General features: G+C 70.6%; 18 protein-coding genes. 17 read left to right on the top strand and 1 reads right to left on the bottom strand.

Annotation, left to right across the window (positions count from 1 at the left end):
• Position 1 precedes the first annotated feature (1 nt).
• From FEF34_RS13630 to FEF34_RS13565, 13 genes are all read left to right on the top strand, one after another.
• Positions 2 to 1,243: an AAA family ATPase gene (locus FEF34_RS13630; protein ID WP_138053438.1), complete on the top strand. Its 1,242-nt coding sequence runs from the start codon at positions 2 to 4 to the stop codon at positions 1,241 to 1,243.
• A gap of 188 nt (positions 1,244 to 1,431) precedes the next feature.
• On the top strand, positions 1,432 to 1,794 hold the full coding sequence (locus tag FEF34_RS13625; protein ID WP_234042387.1) for a TadE/TadG family type IV pilus assembly protein: 363 nt from the start codon (positions 1,432 to 1,434) through the stop codon (positions 1,792 to 1,794).
• Positions 1,795 to 1,796: 2 nt separating this feature from the next.
• The gene (locus FEF34_RS13620) at positions 1,797 to 2,183 is read left to right on the top strand and encodes a TadE/TadG family type IV pilus assembly protein (RefSeq protein WP_138053437.1); all 387 of its coding nucleotides are present in this window, start codon (positions 1,797 to 1,799) and stop codon (positions 2,181 to 2,183) included.
• Positions 2,184 to 2,246: 63 nt separating this feature from the next.
• Positions 2,247 to 3,587 (top strand): CpaF family protein, encoded by a 1,341-nt coding sequence (locus FEF34_RS13615; protein WP_138053436.1) that lies wholly within the window; start codon positions 2,247 to 2,249, stop codon positions 3,585 to 3,587.
• A 315-nt stretch (positions 3,588 to 3,902) separates the two neighbouring features.
• On the top strand, positions 3,903 to 4,844 hold the full coding sequence (locus FEF34_RS13605; protein WP_138053434.1) for a type II secretion system F family protein: 942 nt from the start codon (positions 3,903 to 3,905) through the stop codon (positions 4,842 to 4,844).
• Positions 4,845 to 4,875: 31 nt separating this feature from the next.
• A complete protein-coding gene (locus FEF34_RS13600; protein WP_138053433.1) occupies positions 4,876 to 5,766 on the top strand; it encodes a DUF5936 domain-containing protein in 891 nt (296 codons plus the stop codon).
• Positions 5,767 to 5,989: 223 nt separating this feature from the next.
• Positions 5,990 to 7,423 (top strand): sensor histidine kinase, encoded by a 1,434-nt coding sequence (locus FEF34_RS13595; protein WP_138053432.1) that lies wholly within the window; start codon positions 5,990 to 5,992, stop codon positions 7,421 to 7,423.
• A 182-nt stretch (positions 7,424 to 7,605) separates the two neighbouring features.
• Positions 7,606 to 8,709: a response regulator transcription factor gene (locus FEF34_RS13590; RefSeq protein WP_138053431.1), complete on the top strand. Its 1,104-nt coding sequence runs from the start codon at positions 7,606 to 7,608 to the stop codon at positions 8,707 to 8,709.
• A 254-nt stretch (positions 8,710 to 8,963) separates the two neighbouring features.
• The gene (locus FEF34_RS13585; RefSeq protein WP_138053430.1) at positions 8,964 to 9,197 is read left to right on the top strand and encodes a hypothetical protein; all 234 of its coding nucleotides are present in this window, start codon (positions 8,964 to 8,966) and stop codon (positions 9,195 to 9,197) included.
• Complete coding sequence (locus FEF34_RS13580) at positions 9,197 to 9,781, top strand: pilus assembly protein TadG-related protein (protein ID WP_138053429.1); 585 nt, start codon at positions 9,197 to 9,199, stop codon at positions 9,779 to 9,781. The genes FEF34_RS13585 and FEF34_RS13580 overlap by 1 nt, the downstream gene beginning before the upstream one ends.
• Positions 9,782 to 9,812: 31 nt before the next feature.
• On the top strand, positions 9,813 to 10,406 hold the full coding sequence (locus tag FEF34_RS13575) for a hypothetical protein (RefSeq protein ID WP_138053428.1): 594 nt from the start codon (positions 9,813 to 9,815) through the stop codon (positions 10,404 to 10,406).
• Entirely contained in the window at positions 10,406 to 11,068 is a 663-nt protein-coding gene (locus FEF34_RS13570; protein ID WP_138053427.1) for an OmpA family protein, read from the top strand. The genes FEF34_RS13575 and FEF34_RS13570 overlap by 1 nt, the downstream gene beginning before the upstream one ends.
• Before the next feature lie 452 nt (positions 11,069 to 11,520).
• Positions 11,521 to 12,579 (top strand): PucR family transcriptional regulator, encoded by a 1,059-nt coding sequence (locus tag FEF34_RS13565; RefSeq protein WP_138053426.1) that lies wholly within the window; start codon positions 11,521 to 11,523, stop codon positions 12,577 to 12,579.
• 85 nt (positions 12,580 to 12,664) lie between these two features.
• On the opposite strand, the gene FEF34_RS41230 is transcribed toward FEF34_RS13565, so the two are convergent.
• Positions 12,665 to 12,817 (bottom strand): hypothetical protein, encoded by a 153-nt coding sequence (locus FEF34_RS41230; RefSeq protein WP_171052944.1) that lies wholly within the window; start codon positions 12,815 to 12,817, stop codon positions 12,665 to 12,667.
• A gap of 292 nt (positions 12,818 to 13,109) precedes the next feature.
• On the opposite strand from FEF34_RS41230, the gene FEF34_RS13560 reads away from it, so the two are divergent.
• From FEF34_RS13560 to FEF34_RS13550, 4 genes are all read left to right on the top strand, one after another.
• Positions 13,110 to 15,335: a Tox-REase-5 domain-containing protein gene (locus FEF34_RS13560; RefSeq protein WP_138053425.1), complete on the top strand. Its 2,226-nt coding sequence runs from the start codon at positions 13,110 to 13,112 to the stop codon at positions 15,333 to 15,335.
• Between the two features lie 19 nt (positions 15,336 to 15,354).
• On the top strand, positions 15,355 to 16,083 hold the full coding sequence (locus FEF34_RS13555) for an Imm52 family immunity protein (RefSeq protein WP_138053424.1): 729 nt from the start codon (positions 15,355 to 15,357) through the stop codon (positions 16,081 to 16,083).
• Positions 16,080 to 16,388: a hypothetical protein gene (locus FEF34_RS42825; RefSeq protein ID WP_234042386.1), complete on the top strand. Its 309-nt coding sequence runs from the start codon at positions 16,080 to 16,082 to the stop codon at positions 16,386 to 16,388. The genes FEF34_RS13555 and FEF34_RS42825 overlap by 4 nt, the downstream gene beginning before the upstream one ends.
• A gap of 455 nt (positions 16,389 to 16,843) precedes the next feature.
• On the top strand, positions 16,844 to 18,004 hold the full coding sequence (locus FEF34_RS13550) for a mannosyltransferase family protein (protein ID WP_138053423.1): 1,161 nt from the start codon (positions 16,844 to 16,846) through the stop codon (positions 18,002 to 18,004).
• Positions 18,005 to 18,017 lie beyond the last annotated feature (13 nt).

The raw sequence follows: 18,017 nt of genomic DNA, 5'->3' as shown, positions 1-18,017 counted from the left end.
GATGACGACCAGAATCCTCCCGGCCGTCGGTGACGCCGACGCCGCCCGGTCCATCACCACCCTGCTCAGCCAGCTCCCGGAAGCGGAGCCGGCGGCGCCGGTCGGTGACTCTACATCGCTGATCGACACCCTGGCGCGGCTCGCCGCGGAGTCCGTGGACGAGCTCCCGGAGGTCGTCCTGGTCCACGAGCGGGTCGGCCCGGTGCCCGCACTCGAACTGATCCGGGAGGTGGCCCTGCGCTTCCCCGCGGTCGGGGTCATCCTGGTCACCGCCGACGCGAGCCCCGGCCTGTACTCGGCCGCGATGGACTCCGGTGCCCGCGGCCTGGTGGGCCTGCCCCTCTCCTACGAGGAACTCGTCCAGCGAGTGCAGGCGGCGGCCGCGTGGTCGGTCGGCGTACGGCGCCATCTGGGCTCCGGCGGTGATGTGTTCACCGGCCCCGGCGGTACGGTCGTCACCGTCAGCGGCGCCAAGGGCGGCGTCGGTACCACGCTCACCGCCGTCCAGCTCGCCCTCGCCGCAAGGGCCGGCGGGATGACCGTCGCCCTCGCCGACCTCGATCTGCAGTCGGGCGACGTCGCCTCGTACCTGGACGTCCAGTTCCGGCGCTCGATCGTCGACCTCGCGGGCATCCAGGACATCTCGCCGCGCGTCCTGCAGGACGCGGTCTACGCCCACGAGACCGGGGTCGGGCTGCTGCTCGCCCCCGGCGAGGGCGAGCGCGGTGAGGAGGTCACCGAGCGCTCGGTGCGCCAGATCGTCAGCGCCCTGCGGAACCGCTACGAGGTCGTGGTCGTCGACTGCGGCAGCCATATGAACGGCGCCAACGCGGCGGCGATCGAGATGGCCGACACGACGCTGCTCGTCACGACACCGGACGTGGTCAGCGTACGCGCGGCCAAGCGCATGGTCAGGCTCTGGGACAGGCTCCAGATCCGCAAGGCGGAGGAGACCGTGACCGTCGTCAACCGCTATGTGCGCAACACGGAGATACAGCCCCCGCTCGTCGAGCGGATCACCTCCACCCGGGTCTCCCGGGTCGTCATCCCCGCCAACTTCAAGGAACTGCAGGCCCTCGTGGACGCCGGCCGGATGCAGGACCTCGAGGCCAAGTCCACCGTCAAGCAGGCGCTGTGGGGACTGGCGGGGGAGCTGGGGCTGGTGAAGGCGAATGAAGCACCGCAGAAACAGGGAAAGTTGAGGAGCGACCGGGGTGCCCTGGGCATCCGGAGAAGGTCCTGAGGGGCCGGAGACCGAGGGGGCGAGTTGAAGCGATGCACATCGTGGCAGGCACGGACCGGAGGGTTACCGACGGGCGTCCCGCCGACCGGCGTCGCGCCGGTGTGCGGACCGTCGGGGGTCGGGTGACGGGCCGGAGGCACATGGGTACCGGGCCGGCCGCCCGGAGGCGTGCCCTTCGGAGCCGGACCGTGGTGGGGGACGACCGCGGGCAGACCGCGGTGGAGTTCACCGGGATGGTGCCGATCGTCCTGGCGACGCTGGTCCTGCTCTGGCAGGCGGCCCTCGTCGGGTACTCGTTCTCGCTCGCGGGGAACTCGGCGGACGAGGGCGCCCGGGCGGGCGCGGCGGCGGACTGGGGCGCGGCCCAGGCGTGCGAGCGGGCGGCGCGGAAGAACCTGCCGGACTCCTGGGAGGCCGAGATCAGCTGTCCGCCGGGCGGTGGAGACCTGTACGACGTGGAGGTCAACGTCGTCGTCCCGGTCCTCTACCCCGGATTCATCGACTTCTCGTTCACCGCACCCGGGCGGGCATCCGCCGTGTGGGAGGGCTGACCATGCAGAAACACACCCGTGGACGGCGGTTCGGTGCACACGGGCGCCGCGACCGGGGGCAGACCGCGATCGAGTACCTCGGCTGGATCCCGATCCTGCTGCTGGTCGCACTCGCCGCGATCCAACTCGGCATCGCCGTGTACGCGGTCCAGCAGGCGGGAACGGCGGCACGGGCGGCGGCGCGGACCGCGTCGATCGACAACGGGAGCGGAGTGCAGGCGGGGAAGGCGGCGATGAGCGACTGGCTGGCCGACGGGACGGACGTCGACGTCAGCATGGCCGGTGACGAGGTGACCGCCACCGCGTACGTCGAGATCCCCTCCCTCATCCCCGTGTTCGCGTTCGACCGGGCCACCCGTTCCGCGACCATGCCCGTCACCGACCGCTGACCCACCGCCCTCCGGCGCCACCGGGCACGCCGTCGGTCAACCCTTCGAAGGAGTCGAGCACCTATGAGCCTTCGGGCGCGCATGAGCAATCCCGAACCGGGCCCCGGGCAGGGGTCGGACAGCCGGCTCGTCGGGATCTACCGCGCCAAGCTCCTGGAGGAGATCGACCTCGCGGAGATGTCCACGCTGCAGGCCGCCGAGCGGCGCGCGCGGCTGGAGCGCGTGCTGGGCCACATCATCAGCCGCGAGGGGCCGGTGCTGTCCTCGGTCGAGCGTTCGCAGCTGATCCGCCGGGTCGTGGACGAAGCCCTCGGCCTGGGCATCCTGGAACCCCTGCTGGAGGACGCCTCCATCAGCGAGATCATGGTGAACGGACCCGAGCAGGTCTTCGTCGAGCGCCGCGGCCGGCTGGAACTGCTGCCCATGAGGTTCAGCTCGAACGAACAGCTGATGCAGACCATCGAGCGCATCGTCTCGACCGTCAACCGCCGCGTGGACGAGGCCAATCCGATGGTGGACGCGCGGCTGCCCAGCGGGGAGCGCGTCAACGTGATCATTCCGCCGCTGTCGCTCAGCGGCCCGATCCTCACGATCCGGCGCTTCCCCCGCGCGTTCACACTCCGCGAGATGATCGAGCTCGGTTCCCTCGACGACCAGATGACGATGTTGCTGTCGGGCCTCGTCCGGGCGAAGTTCAACGTGATCGTCTCCGGGGCGACCGGCACGGGCAAGACCACGCTGCTCAACGCGTTGTCGGGGCTCATCCCCGACGGGGAGCGGATCGTCACCATCGAGGACTCGGCGGAACTCCAGCTCCAGCAGAACCATGTGATCACGCTGGAGAGCCGGCCCCCCAACGTCGAGGGCAAGGGGCGGATCACCATCCGTGACCTGGTCCGCAACTCGCTGCGCATGCGCCCGGACCGCATCATCGTCGGCGAGGTCCGCGGCGGCGAAACGCTTGACATGCTCCAGGCAATGTCGACGGGTCACGACGGCTCCCTCGCCACCGTCCACGCCAACAGCGCGGAGGACGCGCTGATGCGGCTGCAGACCCTGGGCTCCATGTCCGAGATCGAGGTCCCGTTCGTGGCGATCAAGGACCAGATCAACAGCGCGGTCGACGTGATCGTCCAGCTCACCCGGCACGCCGACGGCTCCCGCAGGATCACCGAGATCGCCATCCTGGACTCCCACGGCCGGGAGGAGTACCGCATCGTCTCGGTCTGCCGGTTCAACGCCCGGCCGATGTCCGCCGACGGTCTGGTCCACGGTTCGTTCGAGTACCTGCCGCTGCCGCGACGGGTCGCCGAGCGGCTGTACATGAAGAACGAGCCGATCCCACCGGCCTTCGGCGTCGCCGACTCGGAGGACCAGCTCACGCTGCGCGGGGCGGTCGCATGAGTTCCCCGAGCCTGATGCATCCGCTCGGCCCGACGCTTCCACCGGGCTTGACGTATCCACCGGGCTTGACGTGTCCGCTGGGCCTGACGCTTCCACCGGGCTTGACGTGTCCGCTGGGCCTGACGCTTTCACCGGGTTTGACGTGTCCGCTGGGCCTGACGCTTTCACCGGGTTTGACGTGTCCGCTGGGCCTGACGCTTTCACCGGGCTTGACGTATCCGCCGGGCCTGACGCTTCCGGGCCCGGCGCACCCGCCGAGCCAGGCACGCCGCACGAGCCCTGTGCCGTCCCCGACCGCGACAGAAGGTACAGCCCGTGGCTAATCTCCCGCTCCTGACGATCGGCGTCACCCTGCTCGCCTGCGTCCTCGGCGTCATCGGCGTGCACGTCTACTCCGCGGGCAAGGCCCAGCGCCAGGCGCTCGTCGACCGGATGTCCCAGACCGGGCAGATCGCCCTACCCGCGGGCCGGCAGCGCCGGTTCCGCGGGGTGGACCGGCGGCTGCGCGGCACCGGACTCGGCAAGCGGATCGAGCACAAGATCGCCACGACCGGCCTGGACCTCACCCCGGGCGAGTACGTCGTCTACGTGATCGGTGCCCTGCTCGCCGTCTACTTCACCGTCGGGGCCGTCTTCGCACCGTTCTTCGGCATCCTGGCCGCCGTCATCGGCCTCTGGGGCGCCAACGCCTTCCTCAACTGGCAGCGTGCCAAGCGGACCGAGGCGTTCATCAACCAGCTCCCCGAATTCACCCGCGTCCTCGCCAACGCCACCCACGCCGGACTCGCCATGCGTACCGCGCTCGCCATGGCCGCCGAGGAGTTGGACAACCCGGCCGGCGAGGAGCTGATGCGCGTCGCCGACCAGCTCGCCGTGGGCCACACCCTGGACGACGCCCTGGGCGAGCTCGCCGAGCGACTGCCCTCCCGCGAGCTGGTCGTCCTCGTCACGACCCTCGTCCTTTCCAACCGGGCGGGCGGCCAGGTCGTCAGCTCGCTGCGCAACCTGACCGAGACGCTGGAGGAACGCAAGGAGACCCGGCGCGAGGTCACGACCCTGCTCTCGCAGGTGAAGGTGACCGCGCTCGCCGTTCCGCTCCTCGGCCTCAGCTTCCTGCTGATGATCAACGCCATACGTCCGGGCGCCCTGGACAAGATGACCGCCTCGGTCGTCGGCCAGTTCGCCGTCGTCATCGCCTTCGGCATGTACGCCGTCGGCTTCTTCCTCATCCGCCGTATGTCCCGGATCCGGGTCTGAGGAACGGACGAAGGGAACAGGGGTACTAGCCATGGGACTTCTGCTGGCGGCCGTCGTCGGCCTCGCGGTGTACGGGGCCTTCCACGGCATCCGGATGTACCGGGCCGACGCCAAACTGCCCGGCGACCTCGCGGTGGCACTCGAGGTCGGCTCGACCCGCACCACCGCGGTCGGTTCCGGAATCGACCGCATGGGCATGCGCTTCGCCCCGACCGTGCTCTCCATGATGGGGTCGAAGCGCGTCGACGCCCTGCGCCGCAGGCTCGACATGGCGGGCAACCCCGGCGGTATGACCGTCGACCGCTACGCCGCCCGCCGCGCCGTCTACGGCATGCTCGGCGCGGCCGCCGCCTTCTCCCTCGTCCTGCGCGGGCAGGCGGTCATCGGCCTGCTCGCGCTGGTGTACGGACTCGTCTGGACCGATGTCGTCCTGCGCGCCGCCATCCGCCGTCGCCGCAACGACATCGAACGCACCCTGCCCGACTTCCTCGACGTGCTCGCCGTCGTCGTCTCCGCGGGACTCGGCTTCCGGCAGGCGCTGGAGCGGGTCGCCGAGAAGTACAAGGGCCCGTGGGCCGACGAACTGCGGATCACCCTGCGCCAGATGGACATGGGCGTCAGCCGGCGCGAGGCGTTCGAGCAACTGCGCAAGCGGAACTCGTCCGAGCAGGTGTCGATGTTCGTCACCGCGCTCCAGCAGGGAGAGGAGCTCGGCGCCCCCATCGTCGACACGCTCATCCAGATCGCGACGGACATGCGGCGGACGGACGCGCAGAACGCCAGGCGCGCCGCCTCCAAGGCCGTCCCCAAGACGACGCTCGTGGTCACGATGGTCATGCTCCCCGCGACCATGATCCTCATCGTCATGAGCTTCTACTACGGCTCCGGCGTCGACTTCGCCGACATCCTGAGCGGCACCTGACCGGGCCTGCGCGACGGGGGTCGGCGGTACACCGGGGCCGCCCCCGGACCGTACCGGGCGACGCGGGACGAGCACGAGCACGACGGCGAGACCGTACCGGCGAAGCACCACCGACACGACAGCGCGAGCGACCGGCAGAGCACCACTGACACGACGGCGAGACCGTACCGGCAGAGCACCACCGACACGACAGCGCGAGCGACCGGAACAGGAGGTGACCCACATGGGCCTGAGGATCCCCGTCCCAGGAGGCCGCGGCGGCACCGGAGCCTCCCGCGGCGGGACCGGCGACGGCCCGCCCGGCGCCGCCGCCGACGAGATCCGGGGCGGAATCGGCGGAAGCCTCGACGGGGGACTACCGGCGCAGGCCGCCGCCGCGGCGTCCCGGCACGTGCCGTCGCTGCCCATCCAGGTCAACGCCCTCCAGGCCCTCTGCCGTCAGGTCTTCGGCTTCCGGCTGGCGACGATCGCGCTGGCCACGCCGTTCGCCCTGGACAACACCCGACCGGGTCTCGGAACGTGGCTCGTCGGCTCGGCCGTGATCGTGACCTTCATGGTGTCGTACATCCCCCTGCGGGACTGGGAACGCTTCGGGCCGTTCCTGCTCCGGCATCCCGCGCTCCTCGCGGTCGACTCGCTGTTCGGTGCGCTGCTCCTGGCCACCGCCTCACCCGAGTCGATCCTCGCGTACGTCACCCTCTGCACCCCGCTGCTCGCCGGGCTTGTCTACGGCTGGCGCGGGGCGGCGGTCTTCGCCGTGCTCCAGTCGCTCATCATCGGCGGCGCGTTCGCCGTCAACCCGGACGTGAAGGCCGGGCTCGGCGATCTGCTGCTCCCCGGGCTGTGCGTCATCGCGGGCGCGGTCGGCAGCACCCTGCGCAACCTCATGCTCGGCTTCGGCACCGCCACCCAGGCACTCACCGAGGCCCGCGCCCGTCTCGCCGTCAACGAGGCGGTGGAGGGGGAGCGCGCCCGCCTCGCCCGGGAGATGCACGACTCGGTGGCCAAGACGCTCCACGGGCTGGCACTGGCCGCGGACGGCCTGGCCGGGTCCGCGGACCGCATGGACCCGCTCACCGTCAAGCACCAGGCGGAACTCGTCGCCCGCTCGGCACGCCGGGCCGCCGCCGAGTCCCGCGAACTGCTCTCCGACCTCCGGCGACAGTCAGGCCTCGACGGCGGTGTCGACCTGCTGTCCGAACTGAGCGCCCGTACCGCGGACTTCGCCCGGAGGCACGACGTAGAGGCCCGCTTCCGCAGGCTCGGCCTGGCGTCCGTACCGGCCGTGCCCCAGATCGTCGCCCGCCAGGCGCTCACCGTCGCCTCGGAGGCCATGGAGAACGCCCACCGCCACGGGCGGCCCACGTACCTCGACGTCTCGGCCGGTGTGGTGGGCGACGTCCTGCGTATCAGCGTCTACGACGACGGCAGGGGACTGCCGCCGGGCACGACACTCGACGACCTCCGCCGAGCGGGCCACTTCGGCCTCGTGGGCATGGTCGAGCGCGCCGCGTCCATCGGGGCCCGTATCCGCATCGGGCGCGGACGCCACGCCAGAGGGACGGAGGTACGGCTCGAACTTCCGCTGACGGCCATCGCCCCGGCGCCACTGGGCGCGCTCCCGAGACAGCAGCGGGCGACTCCGCTCCTGAACTGAGGGGCGTACGCGTTCCGTCGACCGTCCGACCGTCCGACCGTCCGACTGACCGACTGACCGACTGACCGACTGACCGTCCGCCCCCGTCCCCGCCCCGTCCCCGTCCCCGCCCCGTCCCCGTCCCCGTCCCGAGGACCCGACCCTCCCCGACAACCGCCCCACTCCGAGAGGAGGCCGCAACGATGCCGGACGACATCTCCCGTACATCGGGCCAGCAGTGGACACAGCAACCGCACGTGTCACAGCACACGTCCTCGCATGCCGCACCGCTCACTTCCCACCATTCCTCCGGACCGTCCGCCTTCCCCGCTCCCCAAGGACCGGCGGAGGCGGCATCCGGTGACTACCCGGACCTGCCCGCCCCCGCCGCCTCCGCCCCGACGCTCCGGGTCGTCGTCGCCGACGACAACCCGGTCGTACGAGCCGGCCTGACCGTGCTGCTCCAAGGCCGCCAGGACATCCATGTCGTCGCGGAGGCCGCCGACGGACGCCAGGCCTACGAAGCGGCCGTCCGGCACCGGCCGGACGTCGTGCTGCTCGACGTGCGCATGCCCGGTGTCGACGGCATCTCCGCCCTTCCGCACCTGGTCCGCCTCGCGCCGGTGCTGATGATGACGTACAGCCGTGAGAGCGAGATCGTCCACGAGGCCCTGCGCCGCGGCGCGGGCGGCTATCTGGTCCACGGCGAGTTCACGGCGGACCAGCTCGTCGCCGCGGTCCGCGACATCAAGGAGGGCAGGGCCTCGTTCACGACCTCGGCCTCCAGCGCCCTGCTCGCGGCGGTGCGTGGCACCACCGCGCCTCCGGAGCCGCCGGCGTCACCTCTGCCGGACGGTCTGGGTGCGGCGTTCGGCGGCCCGGGGCATCGGATCTCTACCTCTGCAACCGCACACGACACGAGTCAGTCATCTGTCTACACATCATCAACAAATCAGCAGGTGGGCTCGGTTACACATTGGTCCCCTTCGCAACAAGTCGATGCATCCTCTTCGCTTTCGCAAGCGAATGTGGCACATTCTTCTGCAGGATCGGCCCCCTCCGGGGTCGCCCCGGGGCCAGGTTCCGGGGGTCTGCTGACCGAGCTGAGCCAACGGGAGGTGGAAGTGATGGACCTGATCGCGTCGGGCATGACGAATCAGCAGATCGCCGCCACCTGCTTCATCAGCCAGAAGACCGTCAAGAACCACATCAACCGCATCTTCGCCAAGCTCAACGCCGGCAGCCGGGGCGAGGCCATCGCCATCTGGCACGGTCTGGCCCGAGGGGGACCGGCGAGCCATGGCTGACACCACCGGGACGACGGGCACGATCAGCGTGACCGGAACCGCGGGCACGACCGGGGCGCCCGGACGCTCGAGGGCCCAATCCGCGGAATGGGCCCGCGGCTGGGCCCTGAGGCCCATGCCGAGGCGCGTTCTCCCCCCGTACGTTTCTCATGTCGCCAGCGAGACCGGCCAGGAGGAAGCCGGAAGCGCGAGCGGCGCCGAGGACTCGTACGAGTCGGCCGGCAAGCGGCCGGCCGGACCAGGAGGGGAACACCATGTCGAACATCACTCTCAAGGCCACGACCAACGCCCGCGTCTACGTCGGCAGCTGGGCGAAGACGACCGTCGAGGCGATCCAGCGCCGCGGCGACAAGGGCCAGGGCGCCGTCGAGTACGTGGGTGTGATCGTGCTGGTCGCGCTGATCATCGCGGCGCTGGTGGGCTCGGGCGTGGCGGAGTCCATCGCTTCCGGCCTGTCGAACAAGGTCAACGAGATTATCGGCGGCTGATGCAGCTCGATGTTGGCGAGAAAGGGCAGGTCGCCCCCGCCTACGTGGTGGTGGTAGCGAGCCTGCTCTTTCTCGCGCTTGCGTTCTTCGCGGTCGGCCAGGCCGGCGCCACCCGCAATGGCGCGCAGACCGGCGCCGACGCCGCCGCGCTTGCGGCGGCCAAGCAGTCTCGGGACCAGTTCGAGCTGGAGCTGCTGGCCAACCCCAACCCGGCGCTACTGACGGCGATCTTCAATCTGGGTCAGTTCGGAAGCTTCCGGGGCTGCGAGGCGGCCTACCCCATGGCACAGCGGAACGGCACCGTCGTGAAGCCGGGTGGCTGCAGCCCGGCTTTCAACGGCGGTTGGGCCTTCACCGTCGAGGTCGAGACGAAGAAGCCGGTCGGGGACACCGTCCTGCCGGGGACCGAGACGAAGAAGGCGACGGCCGAGGCCACGGCCGAACTCACGTCCCGATGCCTCTACAAGCCGGTCCCCAAGCCGCTGGGGACGTTGACGTGCGAGGGGACGGTTCCCTGGTTGGTGGGCGAAGGCCCTCCGCCGGACGGGCCGGACCTCTTCGACATCCGGCTGACCGAGAACTGACCGCGAAACGAACGCAGAAGGAATGACAGGCATGAGTATCCGGCACGGAGTGACCACGCGCAGGGCGGCGACCGCCGCTCTCCTCGCGACAGCGCTGACCCTTTCGCTCACCGCCTGTGGCGGGGACGACGGAGGGTCGGCGAAGGACGAGGGGAGCAGTTCGGCGCCTGCCGCCACGGGGAACGGCAAGCCCCAGGACGACGGCGGCAACACCGTGCCGGATACCAGTCAGACTCTGGCAACCATCAACGGCAGTAACGGCTTTCAGATCGTCGTCCACACCGCAACCCGTGAGGACGGCGGCTTCCTGACCGTGACAGGAACCATCAAGAACACCAGCGGAAAACGGGCGGTCGCTCCGATCGAGTGGAACGGTCAGGAGAATCAGGTGCGTCGCACGGGGCGGTCGCTCGGTGGGATCACGTTGATCGACAAGGTCGGGAAGAAGCGCTACTACGTGCTGCGCGACACAGAGGGCTATCCGCTGACGACCACTGGGATCTTCAACGTCGAAGCTGCTGCGTCGGTCGCCTTCTTCGCCCAGTTCCCGTCACCGCCTGACTCGGCCTCTCAGGTCGATATCCAGGTGCCGGCCATGCCCACCGCCACGATTGAGATCTCCTGATGACCGCCACCACGTCCCGCCCCCGCAGGGCCGCGGCATCAACCCTTCTCTCGGCCGTGCTCGTCGTCGGAATGCAGTTCACCGCCGCCGGCGGTGCCTGGGCCGACGAGACCCCCGCCCCGGGCACGCCGCCGGGTACCGAGTCGACCTCGCCGCCGCCCGAGGTCGACGGGAACTCGCCGGGCCTGAAGCTCCGCGACGGTGCGACCCTCGCGCCCGCCCGGGTGCTCGACATCGTCTCCGTCGTCGAGTCCGAGGGTGGTGAGGAGCGCCGTGAGGAGACCAGCTCCAACCTGAAGTTCGCGCTTCAGGCGGAGGTGCTCTTCGGCAAGGACAGCGCCAAGCTGTCCGGCGCCGCCAACGCCCGTATCGCCGAGATCGCGTCCGAGATCCGCAAGCAGGGGGCCAAGAAGGTCCGCGTCTTCGGCTTCACCGACAACCTCGGCTCGGCCGCGCACGGTGACGTGCTGTCCAAGCAGCGGGCGGACGCCGTGCACAACGTGCTCTCGCGGCAGTTGGCGAACTCGGGGATCAGTTACGAGATCCGTGGCTACGGCGAGCAGTACCCGATCGCCGACAACAGCAGTGAGGAAGGCCGCAAGAAGAACCGCCGGGTGGAGGTCTCCTTCCCGCGCGGCGAGGGTGGCACCTCGCAGGGGTGAGCCCGGGTCCCGACGCGCAGCATTCCCCCGCAGCGCCCCGAAGTCCCGTGGAGGGCGTCGTACATGACGTTCCCCACGGGACTTCCTGCGTCGGACGCCGCGAGGCAGAAGCCGCGAAGCAGCGGCAGGCGAGGACCGGACGGGACAGCACGGGCGAGGAGGACCGAGCCCCCCGCTGCCGGCCGGCCCACGGCCGTCAGCCGCGGCACGGCAACCGAACCAGGCGTTCCCCCCGTTCCCCGTTTCCCGGTTCCGGCAGGCAGCGTCTCGGTCTTCCTCGCCCTCCCCCGCGCGATCCGATCCTCCCAGTCTCGTGGCCGCCTTCGCATTGCCGACCATCGGCAATATTTACGTATCCTTGATGCCGGACGTCGTTCGCCGGACGTCAGCCGTCTCTGATCTCCGGCAGCAGAAAACCGTCGTCGGCGTTCCGGGAAGCAGGGGAATCGATCATGACGCTGCAGGAGACCACGCCGTATCTGGAGGGGTACGCCGAGGCGCTGACGGGTGCCTGTGCCACCGGCCGGAGGCTCACTCGCGACGAACTGGCGTCACTCCGCGGCCAGGGGGAACGGGCCGCGGAGGTGGGTCTCGGACTGCGCACCATGGTGCACGCCCACCTCGCCGCCGCCCGTGCGATACGGCCGGGACTCACGGGGGCCGCGGCCGACCACCTTCTCGCCGCGGTCGAGCAGGCCGTGGACGCCTTCGCCGAGGGTCACGAGAGGGCGCAGCGTCTCGCGGTTCGCCAGGAGGAGGCGGCCCGCCGTGAGTTCGTAGACGACCTGCTCTACGGGCGCAGCGACCTCGGCCGGCTGGCCGAGCGGGCCGTACGCTTCGGACTGCTGCTTTCCCACGCCCACGCGGTGGCCGTCGCCCAGGGGCCGGAGCCGTACGACGACGGCCATCCCCTCATCCGCCGGATCGAGTCCTCGCTCGTCGCCCGCTTCGGAGACCGCCGCATCCTCCTGACCACGAAGGACGGCCGGTTGATCTGCATCGCACCGGGCGACCAGTCCGATGTGCTCAACCACTTCGCGAAGCAGGCGTACGGGGCGACGGGCGGCGGCAGGGTGGCCATCGGACGCCCCCACCCGGGCGCAGGCGGGGTGGTCCACTCCTACGAGGAGGCGCTGAACGCCCTGGACCTGGCCGATCGCATGGGCCTGGACGATCCGGTGCTGCTGGCCTCGGACCTGCTGGTGTATCCGGTGCTGACCCGTGACCGGCAGGCCATGGCCGACCTCGTGCTCAGCGTCCTCGGCCCGCTCAGGGACGCCCGCGGCGGAGCCCTGCCGTTGCTCGACACGCTCTCGGCGTACTTCGACGCGGGTTGTGTGGCGGCCGAGGCGGCCCGCCGGCTCAACCTCAGCGTGCGGGCGCTGACGTACCGGCTCGACCGCATCCACAGGCTCACCGGCGCGGATCCGGGCGATCCCGTGCACCGCTACACCCTGCAGACGGCGGTCATCGGAGCACGTCTGCTCGACTGGCCGCGCCGGGAAGTCTGACCCACGGCACGCAGGATCTCCACCGTGCCCGGGGCAGGCGGGGGGTGCGGGTCCGGGACGGGTTCGGGTGAGACAGCGGCGGCGGTCACCGTGTCTGCCCCGCGCGCGTCTTCCGGCCCGTGGCCGGAGGTGATCCGGAACGCTCCAGGGTGCCGGCCGTCGCGGTGACGGTCCGCTCGGTGCGGACCTTCACCTCGTGGGCGGGCGTCCCGCCGGGCTGCTGCGCGACGGTGAACACCCGGCAGGGGATGGCGGGGCGGACGCGGAGACGCCGTCGAGGCGAGGGTCGCGACGACGCGCATGTCGGCCGAGCCCACGCACCGGTCCGCCGCTTCGGGTGGGTGCCGGGCCCAGTCGGACGTGCTTGCGGACTTTGGGTCCACGGGCCCATGACCGTTCCCTCCGGCGCCCCTAGCCTCCGAAGTATGGCTGCAACCGGTGGGGGAACAGCGGGAGTTGGGCCTGCGGGCGCTTCCGGAGGGATGGGTGCGGGGACGTTGCCGCCCGTCCGGGGGGACGGCCGGCAGCCCATGCCGCGGGCCGTGCGGGCCGTGCTCGTACTGCTGCACGCGCTGTTCGGGCTCACGCTGCTGGGGGCTTTCGGTCTGCTCGTGACGGCCGCGGCCGTGGACGGGGTCGACGGGGAGCTCCTCGGCCTTCTGGTGTACGCCGCCGCTCCGGGCGTGGCCGGATTCCTGCTCGCGCTGCGGGTGTGGACCGGTGGTGAGTGGGTGCGGCGGGCGCTGCTCGCGGTGCAGGCGTGGCTGCTCTTCGGGGCGTTGAGCGCACTCGTCGACGGCAGCGGCCGGGGGCTGACCCAACTGCTCGTCCCCGTCGCCGTGATCATCCTGCTGTTCAGGCCGTCGGCGCGCCAGTGGTTCCTCGTGCCCGGTACGAGCCGGGTCGAGCGGCGCCCCCCGAAGCTCGCCCGCCTCATCAAGTGGCGCAGGGACGGCGGCCAGACGGCCACCGAGTACGTCGGACTGATCGTGCTCGTCGCGGCCGTCGTCGTCGGCCTGGTCGCGACCGGGGTCGGCGGCCAGATCGCCGGAGGGCTCCGGTCCGCGGTCTGCGAGATCACCGGCACGGCGTGCGGGGGTGGCGACGGCGGGCCGGCGGACGTCGAGGCCGGCGACGGCAGCGGCGACGGCACTGGCACCGGCGACGACAGCGCGGGCACGGGCGGCGGTGCGGGTGCCACGGGCGGTACCGGAGGCACCAGCGGTACGGGCGGTTCGGGCGGAACCGGTCGGCCCCAGGACGGCACCGGCGGGACCGGGACGGCCGACGAAGCCGTCTACGACGAGGACGACGAGACCGAGGAGACGGGCGAGCCGGGCGTGCCGGACGAGGGCCTCGACGGCCTCGACGACGTCGACGACGGTGGGGACGCCGGAGACGGTGAGGACGCCGGCGAGAGCTGCACCTCCGGGATCGGCGCCTTCCTCTCCTGTGGTGCCGAGCAGGTCGGCGGCTTCTTCGAGGGCGTCGTCGTGGACGGCCTCTGGGGCGACATCACCGGCACGTTCGAGACGATCCTCAACCCCGGCAAGGCCTGGGAGGGCATCAAGGACTACGGATCCCAGCTCGGCGACCAGTGGCTCGAGGACAGCGCGGGGGCGGGCGACAAGTGGTCCGAGGGGGACTACCTGGGAGCCCTCTGGGACTGGGGCTCGGCGTCCGTCAACACCGGAGTGACCGTTCTCGACGACGTGTTCGTCGGCGACGAGGTCCGCGACATGTGGAACCGGGGCGACGAGGGCCAGGCCATCGGCACGGTCTTCTGGAACGTCGGCTCCCTCTTCATCCCGGGCTACGGCGAGGCGAAGCTCGTCGGCAAGCTCGGGAAACTGGGCAAGCTCGGGAAACTCGGCAAGGTCGGCGAGCTCGCGCAGAAGGCGTCCGAGGCCGCGGCGAAGGCACGCAAGGCGGCCAGGGCCGGCGATGTCGAGGGCGCCGAGCAGGCCGCCAGGGAAGCGCAGCAGCACGCCGACGACGCCGCCCGGGACGCGGGGCTCACCGGCTGCACGATCGGGATGGGCGCGCGAACGCGCATCCCGTACGGCGGCGGGCCGGGTGTTCCCGGCAGCGGTACCGGAGTCGTCGCGGGCGGGCGCACCGCCGCACCGGTCGCGCTGTTCGCGGGCAAGTGCGACGAGGTCGACCCGGACAAGAAGCAGGCCGCCGAGGACGCCGCCAAGCAGGCGGAGGAGGCACGCAAGGCGGCCGAGGCGGCCAGGCGCAAGGCCGGTCTGGAGCGGGCGCAGCAGCAGCCGAAGCCGCCGTGGTACGAGAACCTGAAGAACCCGCGTGCCGGCACCAAGGACGGCGGCGGCGGGAAATGGGAGCGCATCAAGCCCGCCCTTTTCAGCTACGAATCCGAGATGGGTGCGCGCTACCAGGAGCAGATCTCCGGAGTGAACCGCGGCAAGGAGTACCAGGTTCCCCTCGACGAACTCGACGGCAAGCCCGTAAATTTCGACGGGTGGGACTCCGTGAAGGGGACCTATCTCGAGGCGAAGTACGGCTACCGCAATCCGAAGTACTACGACGCCGAGGCGGGGGAGCTCAAGCTCGACATCGCCAACCGCTGGGCCAAGCAGGCGCAGCGGCAGGTGGACGCGGCCCGAGGGAAACCGGTTGTATGGCACTTTTCCGATCCGGAGGTGGCTGAGGCCGCACGGACGATGTTTGAGGAGAGGCGTATCAAGGTTACGGTTGAGCACACGGCGGATGACGTTGTTGGCTCAAGCTGAGGGAAGAGGGAGAGCGAAGGTGCTGTACGTCGTGGTCAACGGGGGATGGGGGAGGCGGCAGGAGAGCGTTGTTCGGATCGCTGAGCGCTGGGTGGAAAGCCTGTCGGCCTTGGGTGATTTGAATGATGCGGCTTTCACCGGCTGGCTCGAGGCAGTCGATGATATTTCCACTGCGCCGCGTATGCCGCTGTCGGTGGCTGCGCTCTCCGAGTACCTGAAGAGGGAGAACCCGGAGTCCGACGTGGACCGTATTGGCTACACGGCATCCCTGCTGACAGCCAATCCCGGGATGCCTCGTGTGACATTCTCGATTCATGCAGGTGGTACTTCGGAGTGGGTGACGAATTCCGTTGCAGTGTCGTTCCGGTCGCGCAAGCTGGATGAATCCGTGCCGGCTGTGGGTCGCTCCTCGGATGTGCTGCGAATTCTCGCCGACGCCTGGGACATCGACACGGGACAGGCCTACGGCCGTGCCCAGTACGATGCGGTGCGAGACGAGTTCGGTCTCGATAATTCAGCCCCCCGCTGCGGCCGATCGGTGTACTTGTCAGCGAAACGCGCGGGCCTGGCTCCGGAGGGATTTCCCGGTACTTGTGCACGCACGGCACACGGCGGGCTGATCATCGATCTCACTCGGGGCGGAGCTGAGGAGCCCGACATCGAGACGATCCTCGACGCCAACCGGCAACTGCGTGCAGCCGGCGCACTGGAGCCACTCCCCGAGCCCTTGGACAGGTCCAAGTGGTGAGGCCGACGGACGAGGCGTTCAGCCTGCGGGGGGCGGTCAGTGCCGTCGACGACCTGCTCACCGGACCGGTGCCGGTGGATGGGCCGACGCATCGGGAGGCGGACGACGACACCGGTTGGACAGGTGGCCATGGCGCGGGCTTCCGGCTTGTTCCGCTGTGGCAGAGCCGGTCCCACTTCGACGTACCCGGATCCGAGTGGGACGCCGCGCAGGAGGAGTCCAGAGCGTCCCTCGCCTCGCTCGCCGAGGAGAAGAGCCGATCATTCCGCTCATCGCCAGATCATCGAACTCGGCCACTACGGTGAACTGCACGTTTGGGACCCCCTGGACACACCCGACGGGCCTCGGTGGGGGCGATCAGCGTCGCCAGTGTGATGAGGATGCACCGCACATCATGCTCGGCACCGTCAGCTCCGTTGCCACTCCGGACCCGGACGAGGACTGAAACGACGACCCGGACTACAGCAAGGGCGAGTACAGCAAGGGCGAGTACAGCAAGGAGGAACTGGCCGCCGCGCTGGACGAACTCGACGACGCCCGCCCAGGCCAAGCGGCTCGCAGGCTGGGCCAAGGAGGACGGCGCGACCCCGCCGACGGTGGCCCGCTACGAAATCGAGCAGCAGAGGGACTGGCACAAGATCTTTGACGGGTTACCAGAAGCCCAGAAGCGGTGACGCCCCGCCAGGCACCCCGGCCCAGACGTTCGCGGAGAACGGCCTCAACGTCCGCATCGCCCCGCCCCGCGGCGATAATCGGACGCATGTCTGACCAGCCCGAGTCCGAGCCGCGGGGCACCCGTCCGCGCAGAGCGCCCGTCCCGCCCGGGCTCCGCGGCGCCGCCCCCGCACTCCTGGGCTACGCGGCCGTCCGGGCGCTGGGGACGGTGATCCTCGCGGTGGCCGCCGCGGTGCAGGGCAAGGACGCCCTCCACCGGTTGAACGGGCGCTGGGACTCCGTCTGGTACGTCCGGATCGCGGAGAACGGATACGGGTACGAGGTGACGCTGCCCGACGGCAGCGTCCACTCCGATCTGGCCTTCTTCCCGCTGCTGCCCGCACTGGAGCGGGCGGCCTCCGAGGTGCTGCCGGTCGGCGCCGCCACGGCGGGACTGGTGATCGGCTGGATCGCGGCGTTCGCCGCCGCCTGGGGCGTCTACGCCGTCGGCGCGCATGTGGCGGGGCGGCGGGCCGGGGTGCTGCTGGCGGTGCTGTGGGGCGTGTACCCGACCGCTTTCGTGCAGTCGATGGCGTACACCGAGACGCTGTTCACCGCGCTGGCCGCCTGGTCGCTGTACGCCGTGCTGACCGATCGCTGGATCACGGCGGGGACGCTCTGCGCGCTGGCCGGGCTCACCCGGCCCTCGGCCGCCGCGCTCGTCGCCGCCCTCGGGGTCACCGGGCTCGTACGGCTGTTCAGAAGGGACCTGACCTGGCGGACGGTCGTGGGCGTGGTCGTCGCACCGCTCGGATGGCTGGGGTACGTCGTCTTCGTGGCCGTGCGCCAGGGCAGCCCCACGGCCTACTTCGAGGTCCAGGCCGCCTGGGGCAACAACATCGACGGCGGGGTGGCACTCGCCCGCTTCGTCGGCGCGCAGCTGACCGGCCCCGTCCCGTTCGCCGGCATCGGCCTCGTCACCGCGATCGGGCTGCTCTTCTGGGTGGTGTGGCTGTGCGTGAAGCAGCGCCAGCCGCTGCCGCTGCTGGTGTACGGAGCGGGGATCGTCGTCATCTCACTGATCGGCGCCGCGTACTTCGGCTCCCGCCCACGGCTGATCATGCCCGCCTTCCCGTTGTTGCTGCCCGCGGCGGTCGCCCTCGCGCGTCCGGCCCGCCGGACGACGGCCGCGCTGGTGGTGGCGCTGCTCGCCGTCGCCTCGGGGGCGTACGGGGCGTTCACGCTGCTCGGTTCGGGACCGCCCTGAGCCCGGGCTCAGG

This window comes from Streptomyces marianii, assembly GCF_005795905.1.
GTDB classification, from domain to species: Bacteria; Actinomycetota; Actinomycetes; order Streptomycetales; family Streptomycetaceae; genus Streptomyces; species Streptomyces marianii.
This window is presented reverse-complemented; position numbering and strand designations above follow the sequence as displayed.